This window comes from Nocardia sp. NPDC047654 (assembly GCF_043205035.1).
GTDB lineage: Bacteria > Actinomycetota > Actinomycetes > Mycobacteriales > Mycobacteriaceae > Nocardia.
Window position 1 is genome coordinate 220,256 of sequence record NZ_JBIDDF010000001.1, and the last position, 18,239, is coordinate 238,494.

Below are 18,239 nucleotides of genomic sequence, written 5' to 3' on the forward strand. Positions count from 1 at the left end.
ACGCCGGAAACCCTGTCCCGCGGTTCGAGTGTCCACAACCTTCCTGGGGACAGGGGCGCGGCGATATACGTCGAGCCGGTGGGCGCAGGCGGGAAATCTCATGTCGCATAACCGTAAATTCACCACTCGTGTTCTCGGCTTCACCGCGGCCATCGGCGCTTTCGTCGCCGTGCCGTTCGGTCTCTCGACCGCCACCGCGTCGGCCCATAACTGGGACGCCGTCGCGCAGTGCGAGAGCAGTGGCAACTGGTCCACCAACACCGGTAACGGCTTCGCCGGCGGCCTGCAGTTCACCCAGAGCACCTGGGAGGCCAACGGCGGCTCCGGCAGCCCCTCCAGCGCCAGCCGCGAAGAGCAGATCCGCGTCGCCGAGAACGTGCTCGCGACCCAGGGTCCGGGCGCCTGGCCCGTGTGCGGCGCCTACCTCTGATGCGCCACCGGCGCCTACCGCCGAGTTTCGGTAGGCGCCGGGCTAATTCTCGGCGGTAAATGCCGGGCGGCGATTACGCGTAATCGCCACAATCGAGTCGGGCAATTCAGCGTCGAATTGTCCGACCCGAATCGGAATTCACCGAACTCGGATTCGCGCGCTACTTCCGGCGACGGACCCGCGCTTCGGTCGCTGTCCGGTAACGGTGCTCAAGCGCGCCACAGCTGGTCACCGGCACGGGACAGCACGATGTTCGGCACCACCGCGTTGCGGGACAACCGGGTGATCGCCAGTACCATTTCGGCGATGTCACCGGTGGTGAGCATGGCGGACCGGTCGAGCACCTCCCGCTTCCACGCGGTCATATCGGTGTCGACGTAACCGGGAGACACCGCCGTCGCACTGACGCCGTTCCCGGACTCCTCCAGCGAAACCGTCTCGCACAGCGAGATGAGCGCCGCCTTTGTCGCGCCGTACGCGGCTAGGCCCGCTTCCCCCGCGACGCCGGTGATCGACGCGAGCGCGACGATCTTCGCGCCGCGCTCGCGGTCGGTGCTCGCGCTCTTGCGCAGCAGCGGAAGCGCCGCCTGGATCAGGGTCAACGGCGCGCGGAAATTCACGTCGAGCATGCGCTCGTTCGCCTTCGCGGGCAGGTCGGCCACGGCGCCCGCCGTGCCGGTGCCCGCGCTCAGGACCAGCACGTTCATCCCACCGAAGCGTTCCTCGTGTGCCTGTGCCAGAGCGCGCACCTGATCGAGGTCGGTCATCTGCGCGACCACGGTGTGCACCTCGGCGCCCGTCTCCTCGCGCAGGCGGGCCGCGGTCTGCTCGAGGGTTTCGGGCGTTCGCGCGGCCAGGGTCAGGTGATACCCCTCGCCCGCCAGGCGGCGCGCCACCTCCGCGCCGATACCGCGCGACCCGCCGGTTACCAGTGCCGTGCGGTCGCTCATCCGAGGCGTTCGATGATCGTCGCGTTGGCCAGACCGCCCGCCTCGCACATCGTCTGCAGGCCGAAGCGGCCGCCGGTCTGCTCCAGGTGGTTGACCAGGGTCGACAGGATGCGGGTGCCGGAGGCGCCCAGCGGGTGGCCGAGGGCGATGGCGCCGCCACGGGGGTTGAGCTTGTCCGGATCGGCGTTCACCTCCTGCTGCCAGACCAGCGGCACGGGCGCGAACGCTTCGTTCACCTCGTAGGCGTCGATGTCGTCGATGCTCAGTCCGGCGCGATCCAGCACCTTGCGCGTGGCCGGGATGACGGCCGTGAGCATGAGCAGCGGATCGTCGCCCACCACGGCGAACGAGTGGAAGCGGGCGCGCGGGCGCAACCCGAGCTTCGCCGCCGCCTCCTCGCTCATGATCAGCGCGGCGGAGGCGCCGTCGGTCAGCGGCGAGGAGTTGCCCGGGGTGATCGACCACTCGATCTCGGGGAAGCGCGCTGTGTACTGATCGTCGACGAAGGCGGGCCGCAGCTTCGCGAGGCTTTCGCCGGTGGTGGCGGGCCGGATGGTCTCGTCGGCCGTCAGCGTGCCCGCGGCCACCAGTTCGTTGTCGAAGCCGCCCGCCGCCGCGGTCTCGGCGGCGAGCCGATGTGAGCGGGCCGCGAACTCGTCGAGCGCGGCGCGATCGAACTTCCATCGGGCGCTGATCACCTCGGCCGCGATGCCCTGCTGGATCAAGCCCTCCGGGTACCGGTGCGCGAGCGGGCCGCGGTTGGCGTCCTTGCCCTGGCCGTTGGAGAACATCGGCGCGCGGCTCATCGACTCCACACCGCAGGCGATCGCGATGTCGTAGGCGCCCGCGATGACACCCTGCGCCGCGAAGTGCGCCGCCTGCTGGCTGGACCCGCACTGCCGGTCCACCGTGGTGGCGGGCACCGACTCCGGGAACCCGGCGGCCAGCGCGGCGGTCCTGCTGATGTTGAACGCCTGCTCCCCGCTCTGCGTGACGCATCCGCCGACCACATCGTCCACCAGCGCGGGATCGAGGTCGTTGCGGGCGACGAGTTCGGCGAGCACGCCCGCCAGCAGGGTGGCCGGATGCACTTCCGACAGGCCGCCGCCTGCCTTGCCCTTACCGGACGGTGTACGGACGACATCGACGATGACGGCGGACCTCATAGCCCTCTCCGATCAGTTAAGTTAACTGCGATTCACAGTGAAGTTAACACAGGTTCGCCCTCTCGGGCCAGGTCGGGTGGCGCTCACGTGGGATCGCGAACGCGGCGACGGCGCAGCCCCGCGTATGAGCCCGGCGCCGGTGAGGACTGCGATGGCGGCGCTGCGGCCGACGCCCGCGAGCGCGTCGGCGATCCTGGCTTGCTCGGGCCCGGTCAGGTCGCGATCAATCGCAGCATCGAGCGCGCCCCGCGCTGGAACTCGAAGTCCACTTCGGCGATATCCGTTCGAATTCCTCCGGCGTGCAACGCCTTTCGGAGGCGATCGAGCAGGTCGTCCAGCGGCCCGCCCGCGTGGTCGACGAGTGGGAACACCCGTACCTCGCCACGGCTCGATCGCGCCAGTTCCCGCAGCGTCGCCAAGTGGAAGTCGAAATCGAGGCGGTCGGCGTAGGTGAACAGCAGATGCGAACTCAGCACCAGGTCGAAGGCGCGATCGGGAAAATCGAGCGCGGGCAGGAGGCCGAAGCGGTAGCGCTCCGGGTTGGCGCGCAGATCCTCGGCGAACCGGGCCGCGGCGGCTTCTCGCACAAGCCGATGGCCGTCCAGATCCCCGTAGAAATCCCAGACGTAGCGGTCGGCGGCGGCTGTCGTGTGGGACGTGCTGTGCTCGAGTTCCTCAGCCGCCAGAGCGATCAGCTCCGCGGCGGGCAGTCGATAGACCGGATCCACAGCGACCACCCGCGCGCCGAGCGCCGCCGCCTCCACCGCGAAGCTCGCGGCGCCTCCGGGGCAGTCGAGGATCTCGCCACGCAGGTCGTCGTCGGTGAGCGCGAACATGGCCCGGTATTCGCTCAGCGATCGACCGGTCAGCAGATAGCCGCCCCCTTCGATCGACCCGTGCTCGTCTCCCATGCGTCGGACGGTAGCCATGACCGGCGCGCGGCGCGAGCGAGTTCCCGGCTAGGACCTGCCCTCACCGGCCGGCCGGACGGGATACAGGCGCTGAATCGTCAGCGCGGCCGCCAGTAACCGTGAATCGCGCGGATCGGTGGGATCGACGCCGGTGAGTTCGGCGACGCGGCGCAAGCGATAGCTGAAGGTATTGGGGTGCACGTGGATCTCGGCCGCCGCGGCTTTGCGGTCGGAGCCGTGGCGCAGGTGCGCGTCGAGCGCCTCGAGCAGGTGCGGACTGTCCAGAATGGGGGAGATGCGCTCGGCCAGCCGTGCGCGCGCGGTACCCGGTCTGGTGAGCTGGTATTCCAGCAGCAGGTCGTCGAGCCGGTAGACGCCCGCGGGCTTGCCGAGCAGCCGCGCGAGTTCGGCGAGGTCGGTGGCTTCCTTCGCCGTCTGGGCGATGGCGTCCTGCGGCACGGACGCGTATTCGGCGAGGAACACCGGCGCCCCGAGGTGTTCGGTCAGTTCCTCGGCGAGCCGGTGGTAGCGGGTGTCGTCGAGTTCGGCGTCGGAAGCGCTGGGCAGCAACGCGATTCCGGTCCAGCCGTCGAAAGTGACCAGTGTGGTGGTGCCCGCGAGAGCGTCCAAGGCGCGGTGCAGCAGCCGGATGCGCCGCCGCCCGACGAGCGTGGCGACCGTGCTCGGCTGGTCGTGGTGGCGGATGTGGATCGCGAGCACCGTGTATTGCTCGGCGAGTGCGGTGTCCGCCCGCGCCGCCAGCTCGGCGGCGGGCAACCCGTGCAGCAGCGCCGAGCACAGGGCGCGACGCGCCTCTCGTTCGGCGTTGTAGATGGACTGCTCGACCTCGGTGTAGGCCTCGACGACGGTGATGTTGATCCGCATGAGCAGCTCGAGCAGTCTGCTGCCGACCAGGACGAGTTCGTCGAGTTCTTCGCGGGAGGCCAGCGCGGCCGCCTCATGGAGCACCGTCTGCGCGGAGCCGTGGATGGCCTCGATCAGCACGGGCAACGGGAGCCGGTCCTCGGCGTGCCGCTCGGCCACCGGAGCGACGAACGTCGCGACCTCGGCCTGGGTGAAGCTGCGCTGTTCGCCGATCGCCTGGAGCACCGCGCGGCCGCAGGCGTAGATCGCCGGAAGCACCTCGGCCGTGAAGTGGCCCTCCGGCAGGTCGGCGGCCGGCGGGGTGGTGCCGAGACCTGCGGCGAGCATGCGCTCGGCGATCTGGGGCCAGCGAGCCAGCAACCGGGCGACGAGCGGGGCGTCTCCGGCCACCGGGGACAACACGACGGACATGGGCCGATTGTTTCCGACCACACAAACAGCGGCAAGGCCATGGGCGTGGTCGCCCGAATTTTGGCTCGCGCGCCAATATTCCGGAGGGAATCTTCTCCTCTAGGTGCAGTGACACCGGCCCGGAGAGCGCCCTACATTCGAAAAGCGGCTCATAGATATGGCCCCGATCACATCTCCCTCCGAATGTGGCGCGGGATACATTCGGAGGCGGTGCTCGACGCACCGCCGAGTCGCGTTCGTTCGGTGCGAATGAAAGTGAACTCGATGTTGGCAATGATGCACAACGCTCGGCAGGCGATTCTCGGGGCCGCGGTGATCGCAGGGGTGACAATGGCGACCGCGCTCGGCGGCGGGATGGCGCAGGCACAAGAGGAGATCGAACCGACCCAGCAGGCCCTCGCCGATTACATCAGCGCGGGCCTCACCCCCGCCCCGGACGGCAGGCAGCCGCGCGCGATCGTGGACACCGGCAGTTCGTCGGGATGGGCGACCAGCGTCGCGTCCGACGCGTCCGGCGAAGGTCCGGAGATGTCGGCGTATCTGGCCGCTTTCGGCTACGGGCTGACCCATCCCGACGCGGCTCCGCCCGGCGCCAACCGCTGGAACTGCGCGCCGTCCGCCGAACACCCGCGACCGGTGGTGTTGCTGCACGGCACCTGGCTGAACGCCTACGACACCTTCTCCTCCCTGTCGCCGCGGCTGGCGCGCGCCGGAATCTGCGTGTTCGCCTTCAACTTCGGGCGATCCGGCCTGATGCAGGGCGGCGGGCTCGGACCGGTCCTGCCCGGGCGCTTCGGTGTGGGGCGGATGGAGGATTCGGCGGTGCAGTTGCGGGACTTCATCGATCGTGTGCTGGGCGCGACCGGCGCGCAGGCCGTCGACATCGTCGGGCATTCCCAGGGTGGCACGGTCGCCAACCACTATCTGAAATTCGAAGGCGGTCAGGGCAAAGTGGGCAAGCTGGTGAGCCTGGGCGCCACCCACCACGGCACCTCGCTCATGGGCATGGCGACGCTGGGCCGGATCATCAACAACCTGGGCGTCGATATCCTCGGGTTCTACGAGCCGCTGGTCGGCATCGCCAATATCCAGCAGGCGGTGGGCTCGTCGTTCTACGCCGGCCTGAACGCGCAGGGCGACACCGTGCCCGGCGTCGAGTACACGGCGATCGGCTCCCGGCACGACGAGGTCACCAACCCTTATCAATGGACATTCCTGCAGGCCGGTCCGGACGCGACGGTGGACAACGTCACACTGCAAGACGGGTGCGAGCAGGATATGTCCGACCACCTGACGATGATGTATTCCCCGCGGGCGGCCTCGATCGTGCTGCACGCGCTGGATCCGGTCGCGCACCCGTCGCTGGAATGCGCCTTCAATCCGTGGATGATCGGCGGCAACGGCAGCTTGTGAGCCACGCTGTCACTGCATCGGCGCGAGAATTCGCGAGCGCTTGATTGGCGCGCGAGCCAATTCTTTTCCGGCCGGCGCATTGGTTGGGTGGAATACGGGCCACCCCGCTGTCGTCGGCACGGCGGCGCCCGCGATCACGGCCGTGCCGTCGGAAAGGAAAACCGGATGAGTGTGGAGCTCGAATGGGACGGCGGCCCGGTGCCGCCGGAGCCGGCGACGTTCTCGGATCGGCCGATGTTGCCCGAAGACGATCCGTTCTACGTCCCACCGCCCGCGGTCGAACGCTTGCGCCCCGGTGCGATCGTCCGCACGCGCGCGGTGGAGATCGGATTCTTCGGTATTGTGCCGCAGCGTATCTCGGCTTGGCAGTTGCTCTATCGCACCTGTGATCTGGATGGTGTGCCGGAGGTCGCGGTGACCACGGTGCTGCTGCCGTGGGGCGCGGATCCGGCCGAGCCGCGCCCGCTGGTCTCCTTCCAGTGCGCGATCGACGCGGTCGCCTCGAAATGCCTGCCCTCGTACTCGCTTCGGCGCGGAGCGCGGGCGGCCGGTTCGATTCCGCAGCTCGAGCTGCCGCTGATCGTCAGTGCCTTGGCGCGCGGCTGGGCGGTGTCGGTTCCGGATCACGGTGGAACGGCCGGCCGGTTCGGGGTGGCCAGGGAGCCGGGATATCGCGCGCTGGACGCGGTCCGCGCCGCCCTCGCCTTCCTGCCGTTGGGTCTGGATCCGGCTACACCCATTGCGCTGTGGGGATATTCGGGCGGGGGATTGGCCACCGCCTGGGCCGCGGAGGCGGCCGCCGAGTACGCGCCCGAGTTGAATGTCGTCGGCGCGGTGGCCGGGTCGCCGGTGGGTGATCCGGCGGCCGCGTTCGTCCGGCTCAACGGCACGCTTTTCGCGGGCTTCGCGGCCGTCTTCACCGCCGGACTGCGCCGCGGGTACCCCGAATTGGACCGCATGCTGCGCGCCCACCTGGACGCGCGGTATCTGGGCTGGCTGGCCGAGACCGAGACCACCGCGACGTTCCCGCTGCTGTATCGCTTCGCCCGGCGCGACATCGACAAACACAGTGGCGCGGGGCTCGCCGCCATGATCGCGCAGGACGGGTTGCGGCGGATCCTCGACGACATCCACCCCGGCCGCCGGGCGCCCGCGCTGCCCATGCTCGTGCTGCAAGGCGTGCACGACGAGGTGATCGCGGTCGCCGACGTCGACGGCCACGTCGCGCGCTACGTCGAAGCGGGCGTCCACGTGCGCTACCTTCGCGATCGGCTCAGCACCCATCTGTTGTTGCAGTTCCTTGCGCTGCCGGTGATGGTCGACTGGCTCGCCGGCCGCTTCGCCGGCCGCGAGCTGCCCGCGGCCGGTACGTGGACCCGGTGGTCGCTCGCCTTCGCCGGTCCGGCGCTGAGCGGTCACCTGAGTTTCGCGGCCCTGCTCGCCCGCATGTGGCTGGGACGGCCGATCCGTGGAGCGCGCCCGCCGGTGCTGGCGCGCCCCCGACCGCGCCGCCCCTCCGTCCTCTCCGCCGCCCTCCGCAATCCGTTGTCCTGACCGCGACTGACGCCACCGAGTGCCGCTGAGCTGGCCTGATCCCGCACCGGCACGCCGTGCGGACGAGATTCGGGTGTCGCCTCACAAAGGTGTCCGTTTTGCTCTAGCGTGAGCACGGTTGGTGCCGAGAGGGGTCGTGGATGCGTAGCGGGATGCTGAGTGTGGCGCAATTGCGGGACCGGGTCGACACCGGCGAGATCGACACGGTGCTGGTCGCCATGACCGATATGCAGGGGCGACTGCAAGGAAAGCGCTGCGCGGCACGTTATTTCCTGGACGAGGTGGTCGAGCACGCCACCGAGGCGTGCGGGTACCTGCTCGCGGTGGACGTCGACATGACGACGGTCGACGGTTACACGCTGTCGTCCTGGGAGACGGGGTACGGGGACGTCGTGCTGCGACCGGATCTGCGGACGCTGCGGACGACGCCGTGGTGGCCGAGCACGGCGCTGGTGCTGTGCGACGTCGAGCACGTGGTGCCGCAGGGACGGCCCGTGCCCGCCTCGCCCCGTCAGGTGCTGCGCAAGCAGCTGGACCGGCTGGCCGAGCGCGGCCTGCACGCGTTCGTCGGGACCGAACTCGAGTTCCTGGTGTTCGACGACAGCTACGAGGCGGCCTGGAACGCCGGGTATCGCGGGCTGACGCCGGCCAACCAGTACAACGTGGACTACTCGATGCTGGGCACCGGGCGGATCGAACCGTTGCTGCGCCGCATCCGCAAGGAGATGGACGGCGCCGGGATGTATGTCGAGTCGGCCAAGGGCGAATGCAACCCCGGCCAGCACGAGATCGCCTTCCGATTCGACGAAGCCCTGGTCACCTGCGACAACCACAGCATCTACAAGACCGGCGCGAAGGAGATCGCGGCCCAGGAGCGGCGCAGCTTGACGTTCATGGCGAAATACAACGAGCGCGAGGGGAATTCCTGTCACATCCACCTCAGCCTGCGCGATGACGCGGGCAAGCCCGTGTTCGCGGGTGACGGGGCGGACGACATGTCGCCGCTGATGCGGCATTTCATCGCGGGCCAGCTGGACTGCCTGCGCGAGTTCACCTACCTGCTGGCGCCGAACATCAACTCCTACAAGCGGTTCGCCGCCGGTAGCTTCGCGCCGACCGCGATCGCGTGGGGGCGGGACAACCGCACCTGTGCCATCCGCGTGGTGGGCGAGGACCATTCGCTGCGGTTCGAGAACCGGGTGCCCGGCGGCGACGTGAACCCGTACCTGGCCGTGGCCGCCCTGGTCGCGGCGGGACTGCACGGCATCGATCGCCGGCTGCCGCTGGAGCCGGAGTTCCGCGGCAACGCCTACCACTCCGAACGCCCCCGGGTGCCGCGGACGCTGCGCGAAGCGGCCCAGCTGTTCTCCGGCAGCACGGTGGCCCGCGCGGCCTTCGGTGATGATGTAGTGGAGCACTACCGCAACGCGGCGCGGGTCGAGCTGGACGCCTACGACGCCGCGGTCACCGACTGGGAGCGTATCCGTGGTTTCGAACGACTCTGAGGTCGCGGGAGCCCGTCCCGTGATCGGCCTGCCCACGTATGTGGAGCGGACCCGGTTCAACGCGTGGGATCTGCCGAGCGCGGTCCTGCCCCACGCCTACGTCGAGATGGTGGCGGCAGCGGGCGGCATCCCGGTGTTGCTGCCGCCCGCGGGCGTCGCGCGTCCCGAGCTGGTGCGGCGGCTCGACGGATTGGTGCTGACCGGCGGCGCGGACGTGGATCCCGCTCGCTACGGTGTCTCTTCGGCGGGGATACCCGGCTACACCAGGCCCGACCGCGACGAGTCGGAGTTCGGCCTGTTCGAGCTGGCCAGAGCCGCGGGCCTGCCGATTCTCGCGGTGTGCCGCGGCCTGCAACTGGCGAATGTCGCGCTCGGCGGCACGTTGATCCCGCATCTGCCCGATGTCGTCGGTCACGAGGAGCACTCCGGCGTCGAGGGCGGGTTCACCGCCACCCGGGTGCTGACGATCGCGGGCAGCCGCGTCGCCCGCCTGGCCGGTCCGGAGCTGAAGGTGCACTGCCACCATCACCAGGCCGTCGACCGGCTGGCCGAGGGCCTGACCGCCACCGCGTACGCCGCCGACGGCACGATCGAGGCCGTGGAATCCACCGACGGCTCGTTCCTGGTCGGTGTGCAGTGGCACCCGGAGGCCGACGCCACCGATCGCCGGTTGGTCCGGGCACTGGTGGTAGCGGCGGAGACTTATGGAAGGGAGCGCGACCGGTGACGACAGCGCAGGTGGTCAACCCGGCGACCGAGCAGGTGGTCACCACCGTGGAACTCGCCGGGGAAGCGGAGACCGACGCCGCCATCGCCCGCGCGCAGCACGCCGCGACCGCGTGGCGGGAGGTGGCGCCGGGGGACCGGGCACGATTGCTGCGCCGGTTCGCCGAGGTGGTCGAGTCGGATCTGGAGCACCTCGCCGGGCTCGAGGTGGTCAATTCCGGGCACACCATCGGCAACGCGCGATGGGAAGCGGGCAACGTCCGCGATGTCCTGCACTACGCGGCCGGGATGCCGGAACGCCTGCTGGGAAACCAGATTCCGGTGGCGGGCGGGGTCGACATCACCTTCCACGAACCGCTCGGCGTCGTCGGGGTGATCGTGCCGTGGAACTTCCCGATGCCGATCGCGGCGTGGGGCTTCGCGCCCGCGCTCGCCGCGGGCAACACCGTCGTACTGAAACCCGCCGAGGTCACGCCGCTGACCGCCCTGCGGCTCGGCGAACTCGCGCTCGAGGCGGGCCTGCCCGATGGCGTGTTCCAGGTGCTGCCCGGCAAGGGGTCGGTGGTCGGGCAGCGCTTCGTCACCCACCCGGCCGTCCGGAAGGTGGTGTTCACCGGCTCCACCGAGGTCGGCACGCAGATCATGGCGGGCTGCGCGCGGCAGGTGAAGCGGGTGACGCTGGAATTGGGCGGCAAGAGCGCGAACATCGTCTTCGCCGACGCCGATCTGGAGCAGGCGGCGGCGACCGCGCCCTACGGCGTCTTCGACAACGCCGGGCAGGACTGTTGTGCCCGATCGCGCATTCTCGTGCAGCGCAGCGTGTTCGACCGCTTCCTCGAACTGCTGGAACCCGCGGTGCGCGGTGTGCGGGTCGGTGACCCGTCCGACGAGTCCACCGAGATGGGCCCGCTCATCTCGGCCGCGCACCGCGAGCGCGTCGCCGCGTTCGTGCAGCCGTCCACCGAGGTCGCGTTCACCGGCAGCGCGCCCGACGGACCGGGATTCTGGTATCCCCCGACCGTGGTGCTGCCCGGGGCTCCGACCGACCGGGTGCTCACCGAGGAGGTGTTCGGCCCGGTGGTCGCGGTGCTCCCCTTCGAGGACGAGGCCGACGCGCTGCGCATCGCCAACGACACGAATTACGGCTTGTCCGGCTCGATCTGGACCCGGGACGTCGGCCGGGCGCTGCGCGTGGCCCGCGGTGTGGAGGCGGGCAACCTGTCGGTGAATTCGCATTCTTCCGTGCGGTATTGGACGCCGTTCGGCGGTTTCAAGCAGTCCGGGCTCGGGCGCGAACTCGGCCCGGACGCGGCGCTGGCCTTCACCGAGACCAAGAACGTCTTCCTCGCCACGCGGTGACACCCGCCAATCCGACAGGAGATACGTTGCAGCGCTTACAGGATCGAGTCGCCGTCGTCACCGGCGGCGGGAGCGGTATCGGTCTGGCCACGGTCCGTCGTTTCGCGGCGGAGGGCGCGAAGGTCGTGGTCGCGGATATCGACGCCGGGAGCGGCGCAGCGGCCGCCGAGGAGGTCGGCGGGCGGTACGTCCAGGTGGACGTCACCGAGGAAGCGCAGGTCGAGGCGCTGTTCCAGACCGCGGTCGAGATCTACGGCGGGTTGGACATCGCGTTCAACAACGCGGGCATCTCCCCGCCGGAGGACGACTCGATCCTGACCACCGGCATCGACGCGTGGCGGCGCGTCCAGGAGGTCAACCTGACCTCCGTGTATCTGTGCAGCAAGTACGCCATCGGGCACATGCTCGAGCGCGGCAGGGGCTCGGTGATCAACACCGCCTCCTTCGTCGCGGTGCTGGGCGCGGCGACCTCGCAGATCTCCTACACCGCCTCCAAGGGCGGCGTGCTGGCGATGAGCCGGGAACTGGGAGTGCAGTTCGCCCGCAACGGCATCCGGGTGAACGCGCTGTGCCCGGGACCGGTGAACACCCCTCTCCTCCAGGAGCTGTTCGCCAAGGACCCCGAGCGCGCCGCACGGCGTCTGGTACACGTTCCGCTCGGCCGGTTCGCCGAACCGGAGGAGATCGCCGCCGCCGTCGCCTTCCTGGCCAGCGACGATTCCTCCTTCATCACCGCGTCGCAGTTCCTGGTCGACGGCGGCATCGCGGGCGCGTACGTGACGCCGCTGTAGGGCCGGGACCTATTTCGGCGCTCCCAAGCGGCCGGTGTGTCGGTCACGAAGCCGGGCCGATAGCCGTGGTCGCTGCGAGTTGTTGTGACCGACATCACAATTGATGGCTCCGTCGCAGGTCAGCGCGACCGCTTCTGTGTGTTTCTCGGGTCCGGGACTGTTTGCCGGGGGCTGATCCTGGGTAACGGTCTGTTTCGTGCCACACCTTCGGTTCTCGTAGCCCGAGGTGAAACGAACCGAGGTCCGTGGACGGACTGGAGAGGACGTGCACGTGACCGACCGGACATCGGCGAGTTTCCCGCTGCGGCGTTCCGTGGCGGCCTCCGCCATGGGCAACGCGACGGAATGGTTCGACTACGGCGTCTACGCCGCTACCGCGACATACCTGACCGATGCCTTCTTCCCTGGGGAATTGGGCACGCTCGGCACCATGCTCGGCTTCGCCATCTCGTTCGTCCTGCGGCCGCTCGGCGGCATGGTGTGGGGACCGCTCGGTGACCGGATCGGCCGCAAAGCCGTGCTGGCCACCACGATCCTGCTCATGGCCGCCGCCACCGGAGCCATCGGCGTACTGCCCACCCACGCGTCCGTCGGTGTGCTTGCCCCGGTTCTGCTCATCCTGCTGCGCGTGGTGCAGGGCTTCTCGACCGGTGGCGAATACGGCGGCGCCGCCACCTATCTCGCCGAATGCGCGACCGACCGCAAACGCGGTTTCCTCGGCAGTTTCCTGGAGTTCGGCACGCTCGCGGGCTTCGTCGGAGGTTCCGCGACCGTGCTTGCCTTCCAGCTCGCGCTCGGTTCGGACACCATGCACGAATGGGGCTGGCGCATCCCGTTCCTGATCGCCATCCCGCTCGGCCTGACCGGCTGGTACCTGCGTGCCAAGCTGGAGGAGAGCCCGGTGTTCACCGAAGTCGCCGAGCACAAGCGTCCGGCCGGTGGCCTGCGCGAAGTGCTGACCACCTACCGGCGCGAGACGCTCACGCTGGCCGGATTGGTGGTCGCGCTGAACGTGGTGAACTACACGCTGCTCACCTACCAGCCCACCTATCTGCAGAACACCATCGGTATGGGGGAGTCGGCCACCACCGCGATGATGCTGCTCGGGCAGGTGGTGATGATGGTGGTGCTGCCGTTCTTCGGCAGGCTGTCCGACAGTGTCGGCCGCCGCCCGATGTGGTTGTTCTCCCTGCTGGGTCTGGCCGTGCTCGCGGTGCCGATGTACTGGCTGATGGGGCAGGGCACCGCGTGGGCCATCATCGGCTTCATCGTGCTCGGACTGTTGTACGTGCCGCAGCTGTCCACCATCAGCTCCACCTTCCCCGCGATCTTTCCGACCCATGTCCGGTACGCGGGTTTCGCGCTGGCCTACAACGTCTCCACCGCGGTCTTCGGCGGCACCGCCCCACTGATCAACGAGGCCGTCATCGAGGCAACCGGCTGGACGCTGTTCCCCGCCCTCTACATGGTCGGCGCCTCCCTGATCGGCCTCGTCGCCTGGACCTACCTGCGTGAAACCGCGGGCACCTCGCTACGCGGCACCGAGGTCCCCGACGCGGGCGAACCAACCCCCGACCCGGATCTCCCCGCCCAGCCCGCGTACTGAGCCACTTCCGCGGAATCGGCACGGCGACGAACGGCTACTGGATGGCGGACCAGACGGTGACCGAGGCTGTGTAGGCGTGGACCGCGTTGCTGAGGGCCACTCCGGTGATGAAGGCGGTGCGGCCCGCGGCGGTTCTGACGCAGTAGGCGCTGTCCTTGGTGACCGGTAGGGTTTCCACGCCCTGGGTGGAGATGAGTTCCGAGCACTGTTGCCGGGTGGGTTGGCCCGAGGTGGTCCACAAGGCGAGGGTGGGCTTCGTCGTGAAGAATCCGCCGCCGAGTCCGTAGAGGGTGGCGTCGGAGAATTTACCGACGGACTCCCAGTCGTAGCTGACCCAGGCGCTGGCGCCGCTGTTGCTCGACAGGACGCGAGGCGGGACGGAGTCCAGGTCGAGGTAGGTCAGGTTGATCGTGCCGGACCAGCGGACCTCGTCGGCCGACGCGGTTGCCGAGGCCGCCGGTCGGGAGGAAGGGGGCGAGGGGTCCTTCGGGCTGTCACCGCGCGTGGTCTGCTGAGCCGAGGTCGAGGCTCGCGCGGCGGAATCCTCGTCTTTGCCCTCGTCGGTGAACTTCTCCACGGCCAGAACGATCAAACCGGAGACGATCGGGAACAGCAGCGTGGTGAGAATCGTCCCGGAGTGGCGACGGATCCAACTCTTGCGCTCGGTGGAGTCCTGCTGCCGAGGGGGGTCTGTCTCGCGCGCATTCTCATCGGGATCGTCGTCCCCCATGGAGAAACCCGCCTCCTGTGGCTCGGTTCCGAATGCCTGACGCTTGCCCGGTGCGGGCCCGGTGCGGGCCCGGGCCGCTGATCATGGTTGTCCGACCGGTATCAATTGTCAATGGGGACAATGGTTCCGGCTTGCGGACCGGCCGAGTCGGCAGCGGCTCGCGGCGCACTACGCCTGGTTGGGGAGCGGTACGGGATGCCGCCCGCACGGCAGGACGACTCGGTCACGTGAATGACTCGTCGTCATCCGCGGGCCAGTCGTCCTCGATGACCAGGCGACCGTCTCGCAGCGCGGTCGCGTACTGGTCGGCCACCAGGTCGGCCGGGTAGGTCGGCCAGTAGGAGACCGCGCCGGTGGGCTTGTCGATGACGCAGACCGAACCGCCGACGATCACCGGCGGGCTGGCCGGATCGGCCTGCGGCGGGCGGGGGAAGGTGGCGACGGCGACGAAGCAGGTGTCGAACTCGGTCAGGTGGTAGCTGATTCCGCGATCGGCATAGTCGCCGTTGGCCAAGTGGTGGTCGGCGATCCGGTGCGCTTCGGTCAGGTCCACCGGTGTGGTCGCCTCGGTCGGGTAGGCGTGGATGTCCATATGTCGATGGCAGCTGGGAGTGGCCGCCCGCTCCTTCCGGGTCTCTGGATAGCACGGTGGCGGCTCGGCGCAAGCCGGTTTCCGGTCAGTCGAACCGGATAGTGGACAACATCTTGCGGGCCAGGGCCTCCGGATCGGAATCGGCGGCCAGTGATGAATTATGCAGTGCCCCTTCGCGCCACAGCGAAGCGAAGCCGTGCACCAGCGACCATGCGGCGAGTTGGGTCGCCTGCTGCCGGTCGTGACGGTGACCCGGTTGGAGGTCCGCGACGCCGGAGCGCAGCGCCAGCGCGGACCGTTCGCGCGCGGCGCGCAACGCCGCGTCCTCCGCGTGCAAGAGGCTGTGCCGGAACATCACGTCGAAGTGCCCGGGGCGCTCGCGCGCGAAGCGGATGTATGCCACCGCGACCTCGCGGAAGTCCTCGCCTGCTCGCGCGAGCTGTTCGGCCAGCAACTCGAAACCCTCGGTGGCCAACGCGGTGAGCAGACCGGCTCGATCGCCGAAGTGGTGGGCGGGCGCGGCGTGTGAGACGCCCGCGTGCCGGGCCAGGTTGCGCAGCGAGAGCGCGTCCACGCCGTCGGCGGCGATCCGCTCGGCGGCCGCGGTCAGCAGCGCCGCGCGAAGATCTCCGTGGTGGTAGCCGTCCTTCGCCATCCCTCGATGGTGACCGATCATCTAGACATTGACAAGTTTGCGGCGCCGAGCCTAATCTTTCCACTGTCAAGATTTGCTCTCGATGCACAGGAGATCCGATGGCCCCGCTGGTTGTCCTCGTCGCCGTCACCGCACTCGCCCGGCTCATCGGCCGGCTGATCGGCGACGGCCTGCTCGATTCGTGGGCGCAGGCGACCGCACTCGGCCTGGCCGCGATGCTCGTCCTCACGGCGAGCGCGCACTTCCTCCAGCCGCGCCGCGACGCCCTGATCGCCATGGTGCCGCCGCGGCTGCCGAACGCGCCCGCGCTGGTGACGCTGACCGGCGTCCTGGAATTGGCGGGCGCGGTCGGCGTGCTGATCCCGGCCACCGCCGACCTGGCCGCGGCCTGCCTGATCGCCCTGCTGCTGGCCCTGTTCCCCGCGAACGTCCGCGCCGCTCGCGCGGATCTGGGCATCAAGACCATGCCGCTGCCGCTGCGGGGTCTGGTTCAGGTGCTCTTCATCGCGGCCTGCGTGGTCGTCATCATCGGGTGAACCTGCGAAAGACCCGCTCACATCCGAATTCGATGTGCGAGCGGGTCTTTCGCGTGGTCGGAGTTCAGTTGCCGCGCAGTGCCTTCGCGATGGTGCGGCGCATGAACGGCCGCGCCAGATCCTCGGGCAGGTTCGCCCAGGCCAGGAAGAACCGCGTCAGAGGGTCGAGGGCGATGTGGTGATGCCCGCGTTCCATTCCCCGCACCGCGGCCTCGGCGACCCGTCGGGCCGGCATCGGCTCGATCGATCCGGTGATCGCCTTGGTCTCCACCGGCTTTCGCTGGTTCTCCATCGCCAGCCCCGGTGTGTCGGTGTCGGCCGGATAGATCACCGTGACGTCCACGCCCTTCGGCTCGACCTCGTAGCGCAGGCACAACGCCAGCTGCCGGATACTCGCCTTGGTGGGTCCATAACCGGTGTAGCCGGTGATCCCGAGAAACGCCGAAGTCGAGCTGACCAGCAGGATCTTCCCGCCGCCCCGCTGCACCATCCCCGGCATCACCCGGCGCACCGCGTGCACCGCGCCGAGATAGTTCGCCGACATCTGTACCTCGAACTCGCCGGCGTCGACTTCGAGGAACCGTCCGGGCAGTGTGAGTCCCGCGCAGCAGGCGATGACGTCGCACGGCCCGTTGCGCTGCTCCAGTTCCGTGATGGCCGAATCGAGTTGGTCCGGACGGGTCACGTCCGCGGCGGCCCAGTTCGCACCCAATCGTTTCGCGGTGTCGCGCAGCGGAAGCTTCCGGCGCGCGATGATCGAGACCTGCGCGCCACGCCGCGCGAAGACCTCCGCCACCGCGGCGCCGATCCCTTCCGATCCGCCGGTGACGATGACGTGCTTGCCGACCCAGTCCCTGACCCGTGCCATCCCGTGACCCTCAGGCTCGGCTCGCGGTGACGATATCGGCGATCCGATCCCGCCACAGCAGGTAGGTTCCGGAGGTGCCGTCGTCGGGCAGGTCATCGAGCGAACTCTCGATCAGCGCGTCGGTCTTCGCGACGCTGGTCCCGCAGAAGACCTGCGCCGCCGCCTCGCTGTGCTCGTTGACGCTGTTGGTCTGCTGCCGGATGCGCGCGACCATGGCCGAGCCCAGCGACAGCTGCGGCCGGAATTCACCGGCCACATCCCAGAGTTCCTCCATGGCAGCCGATTGCACGCCGCCCGCGAACGTGACGGCGATGCCGACGCCGCTCCACAGATCGGCGTGCCGCTTCGGGTCGAACTCGCCGATCAGGCGCACGACACCGGCCGGATTGCCGCCGCCGATGAACCACAGCGCGCGGCCCATGCCCTGATCGGCAATGCGCTTCAAGTTGTCCCGGTCACCGAGCCAGCCGGGGTAGCGGGTCTCGACGTGCTTGTCCCGCACATAGCGCTGCATCTGGAAGAACGCCTTGTAGAAGCCGTACCCGTCGATGGCCAGCCAGCGGAACAGCGGGTGCTGCGGAAACAGCTTCTTCCAGCGCAGCTTCGGGATCTTCGCCATCGCGAGGCCGACACCCACATACATGGTCAGGGCGTAATCAGCGGCCGGGCCGTCGATCAGATCGGCGGCGCGCCGGCCGGGCGACAGCGAGTCGATCGCGGTGAGGCCGACCGCCGCGCCTTCGTAGGCGAACCCGCGGTACTTCGGCGGCACCTGGAGCAGCGCGGCGATCAGTTCGTCGTTGTCCGAGCTGCGTACCGCGGAGTCGATGCCGCCGACCAGGTGCATGGTCACCTGCTCGAGTTCCAGCGCGGTGTGCTGGTCGGGCTGCTCGAATCCGCTGAGCACCCTGCGGACACTGGCCGGACTGGGGACGAAGAGGGCCGCGCGCAGCGGACCCAACGGCGAGGGCATGGGTTCTCCAATCGTCGGGGTGGAGTCTTGGGCCCGGTGCGGGAGCGCCGTGTGGGCGACGCACAGGGGATTCGGTGAGACCGGACGTGAACGCGTCGGCGGTAATGCCGTGCGGCCGTGGTCACCCGGTGGTGACCACGGTGACGCCGGTGGTGAAAGCGCCGAGCACGCGGCGCGG

General features: G+C 69.2%; 18 protein-coding genes. 9 read left to right on the forward strand and 9 right to left on the reverse strand.

All coding sequences use genetic code 11. The features are described from left to right. The first annotated feature begins 100 nt into the window (after window positions 1-100). Window positions 101-430 carry a transglycosylase family protein gene (locus tag ACGF7Y_RS01065; RefSeq protein WP_062969504.1) on the forward strand — a complete coding sequence of 110 codons (330 nt, stop codon included), beginning with the start codon at window positions 101-103 and terminating at the stop codon, window positions 428-430. A gap of 209 nt (window positions 431-639) precedes the next feature. Here the strand turns inward: ACGF7Y_RS01065 and ACGF7Y_RS01070 are convergent, their stop codons facing one another. The 4 genes from ACGF7Y_RS01070 to ACGF7Y_RS01085 form a co-directional block, all read right to left on the reverse strand. After that, window positions 640-1,380, reverse strand: coding sequence for an SDR family NAD(P)-dependent oxidoreductase (locus tag ACGF7Y_RS01070; RefSeq protein WP_393228057.1), 741 nt, complete (start codon window positions 1,378-1,380; stop codon window positions 640-642). After that, a complete protein-coding gene (locus tag ACGF7Y_RS01075) occupies window positions 1,377-2,546 on the reverse strand; it encodes a thiolase family protein (RefSeq protein WP_393228059.1) in 1,170 nt (389 codons plus the stop codon). Before ACGF7Y_RS01075 ends, ACGF7Y_RS01070 begins: the two co-directional genes overlap by 4 nt. Window positions 2,547-2,758: 212 nt before the next feature. Next, entirely contained in the window at window positions 2,759-3,457 is a 699-nt protein-coding gene (locus tag ACGF7Y_RS01080) for a hypothetical protein (protein WP_393228061.1), read from the reverse strand. A 48-nt stretch (window positions 3,458-3,505) separates the two neighbouring features. Continuing rightward, a complete protein-coding gene (locus tag ACGF7Y_RS01085) occupies window positions 3,506-4,753 on the reverse strand; it encodes a PucR family transcriptional regulator (RefSeq protein ID WP_393228063.1) in 1,248 nt (415 codons plus the stop codon). A gap of 273 nt (window positions 4,754-5,026) precedes the next feature. Here ACGF7Y_RS01085 and ACGF7Y_RS01090 point away from each other — a divergent pair, with 273 nt between their 5' ends. The 7 genes from ACGF7Y_RS01090 (at window position 5,027) to ACGF7Y_RS01120 (ending at window position 13,707) form a co-directional block, all read left to right on the forward strand. Then, window positions 5,027-6,166 carry an esterase/lipase family protein gene (locus ACGF7Y_RS01090; protein WP_393230843.1) on the forward strand — a complete coding sequence of 380 codons (1,140 nt, stop codon included), beginning with the start codon at window positions 5,027-5,029 and terminating at the stop codon, window positions 6,164-6,166. Between the two features lie 165 nt (window positions 6,167-6,331). Beyond that, window positions 6,332-7,720, forward strand: a complete 1,389-nt coding sequence (locus tag ACGF7Y_RS01095) for a lipase family protein (RefSeq protein WP_393228065.1) — start codon at window positions 6,332-6,334, stop codon at window positions 7,718-7,720. Between the two features lie 140 nt (window positions 7,721-7,860). Continuing rightward, window positions 7,861-9,225: a glutamine synthetase family protein gene (locus ACGF7Y_RS01100; protein WP_393228067.1), complete on the forward strand. Its 1,365-nt coding sequence runs from the start codon at window positions 7,861-7,863 to the stop codon at window positions 9,223-9,225. Continuing rightward, window positions 9,206-9,952, forward strand: a complete 747-nt coding sequence (locus tag ACGF7Y_RS01105) for a gamma-glutamyl-gamma-aminobutyrate hydrolase family protein (RefSeq protein ID WP_393228069.1) — start codon at window positions 9,206-9,208, stop codon at window positions 9,950-9,952. Before ACGF7Y_RS01100 ends, ACGF7Y_RS01105 begins: the two co-directional genes overlap by 20 nt. Further along, window positions 9,949-11,310, forward strand: coding sequence for an aldehyde dehydrogenase family protein (locus ACGF7Y_RS01110; protein WP_393228071.1), 1,362 nt, complete (start codon window positions 9,949-9,951; stop codon window positions 11,308-11,310). The genes ACGF7Y_RS01105 and ACGF7Y_RS01110 overlap by 4 nt, the downstream gene beginning before the upstream one ends. After that, complete coding sequence (locus tag ACGF7Y_RS01115; RefSeq protein WP_393228072.1) at window positions 11,307-12,101, forward strand: 3-oxoacyl-ACP reductase; 795 nt, start codon at window positions 11,307-11,309, stop codon at window positions 12,099-12,101. The genes ACGF7Y_RS01110 and ACGF7Y_RS01115 overlap by 4 nt, the downstream gene beginning before the upstream one ends. A 328-nt stretch (window positions 12,102-12,429) precedes the next feature. Beyond that, complete coding sequence (locus ACGF7Y_RS01120; RefSeq protein WP_393230845.1) at window positions 12,430-13,707, forward strand: MFS transporter; 1,278 nt, start codon at window positions 12,430-12,432, stop codon at window positions 13,705-13,707. Window positions 13,708-13,741: 34 nt separating this feature from the next. Here the strand turns inward: ACGF7Y_RS01120 and ACGF7Y_RS01125 are convergent, their stop codons facing one another. The 3 genes from ACGF7Y_RS01125 to ACGF7Y_RS01135 all read right to left on the reverse strand — a co-directional run bounded on the left by ACGF7Y_RS01125 (window position 13,742) and on the right by ACGF7Y_RS01135 (window position 15,684). Then, the gene (locus ACGF7Y_RS01125; RefSeq protein ID WP_393228074.1) at window positions 13,742-14,437 is read right to left on the reverse strand and encodes a hypothetical protein; all 696 of its coding nucleotides are present in this window, start codon (window positions 14,435-14,437) and stop codon (window positions 13,742-13,744) included. Window positions 14,438-14,660: 223 nt separating this feature from the next. Beyond that, the gene (locus tag ACGF7Y_RS01130; protein WP_393228076.1) at window positions 14,661-15,029 is read right to left on the reverse strand and encodes a hypothetical protein; all 369 of its coding nucleotides are present in this window, start codon (window positions 15,027-15,029) and stop codon (window positions 14,661-14,663) included. A gap of 85 nt (window positions 15,030-15,114) precedes the next feature. Then, window positions 15,115-15,684 (reverse strand): TetR/AcrR family transcriptional regulator, encoded by a 570-nt coding sequence (locus tag ACGF7Y_RS01135; protein WP_393228078.1) that lies wholly within the window; start codon window positions 15,682-15,684, stop codon window positions 15,115-15,117. Between the two features lie 98 nt (window positions 15,685-15,782). Between ACGF7Y_RS01135 and ACGF7Y_RS01140 the strand changes: the two genes are divergently transcribed. Further along, window positions 15,783-16,220: a hypothetical protein gene (locus ACGF7Y_RS01140; protein ID WP_393228080.1), complete on the forward strand. Its 438-nt coding sequence runs from the start codon at window positions 15,783-15,785 to the stop codon at window positions 16,218-16,220. Window positions 16,221-16,284: 64 nt separating this feature from the next. Here ACGF7Y_RS01140 and ACGF7Y_RS01145 read toward each other — a convergent pair whose 3' ends face one another. Beyond that, window positions 16,285-17,088 carry an SDR family oxidoreductase gene (locus tag ACGF7Y_RS01145; protein ID WP_393228082.1) on the reverse strand — a complete coding sequence of 268 codons (804 nt, stop codon included), beginning with the start codon at window positions 17,086-17,088 and terminating at the stop codon, window positions 16,285-16,287. A 10-nt stretch (window positions 17,089-17,098) separates the two neighbouring features. Further along, window positions 17,099-18,061, reverse strand: coding sequence for a DUF1702 family protein (locus ACGF7Y_RS01150; protein ID WP_393228084.1), 963 nt, complete (start codon window positions 18,059-18,061; stop codon window positions 17,099-17,101). Window positions 18,062-18,239 lie beyond the last annotated feature (178 nt).

What these genes read in the sequence shown, in the direction of transcription:
- ACGF7Y_RS01140 (WP_393228080.1), top strand. Translation starts at nt 15,783, where the DNA reads ATGGCCCCGCTGGTTGTCCTCGTCGCCGTCACCGCACTCGCCCGGCTC.
- ACGF7Y_RS01130 (WP_393228076.1), bottom strand. Translation starts at nt 15,029, where the DNA reads ATGGACATCCACGCCTACCCGACCGAGGCGACCACACCGGTGGACCTG.
- ACGF7Y_RS01090 (WP_393230843.1), top strand. Translation starts at nt 5,027, where the DNA reads ATGATGCACAACGCTCGGCAGGCGATTCTCGGGGCCGCGGTGATCGCA.
- ACGF7Y_RS01145 (WP_393228082.1), bottom strand. Translation starts at nt 17,088, where the DNA reads ATGGCACGGGTCAGGGACTGGGTCGGCAAGCACGTCATCGTCACCGGC.
- ACGF7Y_RS01135 (WP_393228078.1), bottom strand. Translation starts at nt 15,684, where the DNA reads ATGGCGAAGGACGGCTACCACCACGGAGATCTTCGCGCGGCGCTGCTG.
- ACGF7Y_RS01080 (WP_393228061.1), bottom strand. Translation starts at nt 3,457, where the DNA reads ATGGGAGACGAGCACGGGTCGATCGAAGGGGGCGGCTATCTGCTGACC.
- ACGF7Y_RS01085 (WP_393228063.1), bottom strand. Translation starts at nt 4,753, where the DNA reads ATGTCCGTCGTGTTGTCCCCGGTGGCCGGAGACGCCCCGCTCGTCGCC.
- ACGF7Y_RS01150 (WP_393228084.1), bottom strand. Translation starts at nt 18,061, where the DNA reads ATGCCCTCGCCGTTGGGTCCGCTGCGCGCGGCCCTCTTCGTCCCCAGT.
- ACGF7Y_RS01065 (WP_062969504.1), top strand. Translation starts at nt 101, where the DNA reads ATGTCGCATAACCGTAAATTCACCACTCGTGTTCTCGGCTTCACCGCG.
- ACGF7Y_RS01100 (WP_393228067.1), top strand. Translation starts at nt 7,861, where the DNA reads ATGCGTAGCGGGATGCTGAGTGTGGCGCAATTGCGGGACCGGGTCGAC.
- ACGF7Y_RS01075 (WP_393228059.1), bottom strand. Translation starts at nt 2,546, where the DNA reads ATGAGGTCCGCCGTCATCGTCGATGTCGTCCGTACACCGTCCGGTAAG.
- ACGF7Y_RS01095 (WP_393228065.1), top strand. Translation starts at nt 6,332, where the DNA reads ATGAGTGTGGAGCTCGAATGGGACGGCGGCCCGGTGCCGCCGGAGCCG.
- ACGF7Y_RS01070 (WP_393228057.1), bottom strand. Translation starts at nt 1,380, where the DNA reads ATGAGCGACCGCACGGCACTGGTAACCGGCGGGTCGCGCGGTATCGGC.
- ACGF7Y_RS01125 (WP_393228074.1), bottom strand. Translation starts at nt 14,437, where the DNA reads ATGGGGGACGACGATCCCGATGAGAATGCGCGCGAGACAGACCCCCCT.
- ACGF7Y_RS01120 (WP_393230845.1), top strand. Translation starts at nt 12,430, where the DNA reads ATGGGCAACGCGACGGAATGGTTCGACTACGGCGTCTACGCCGCTACC.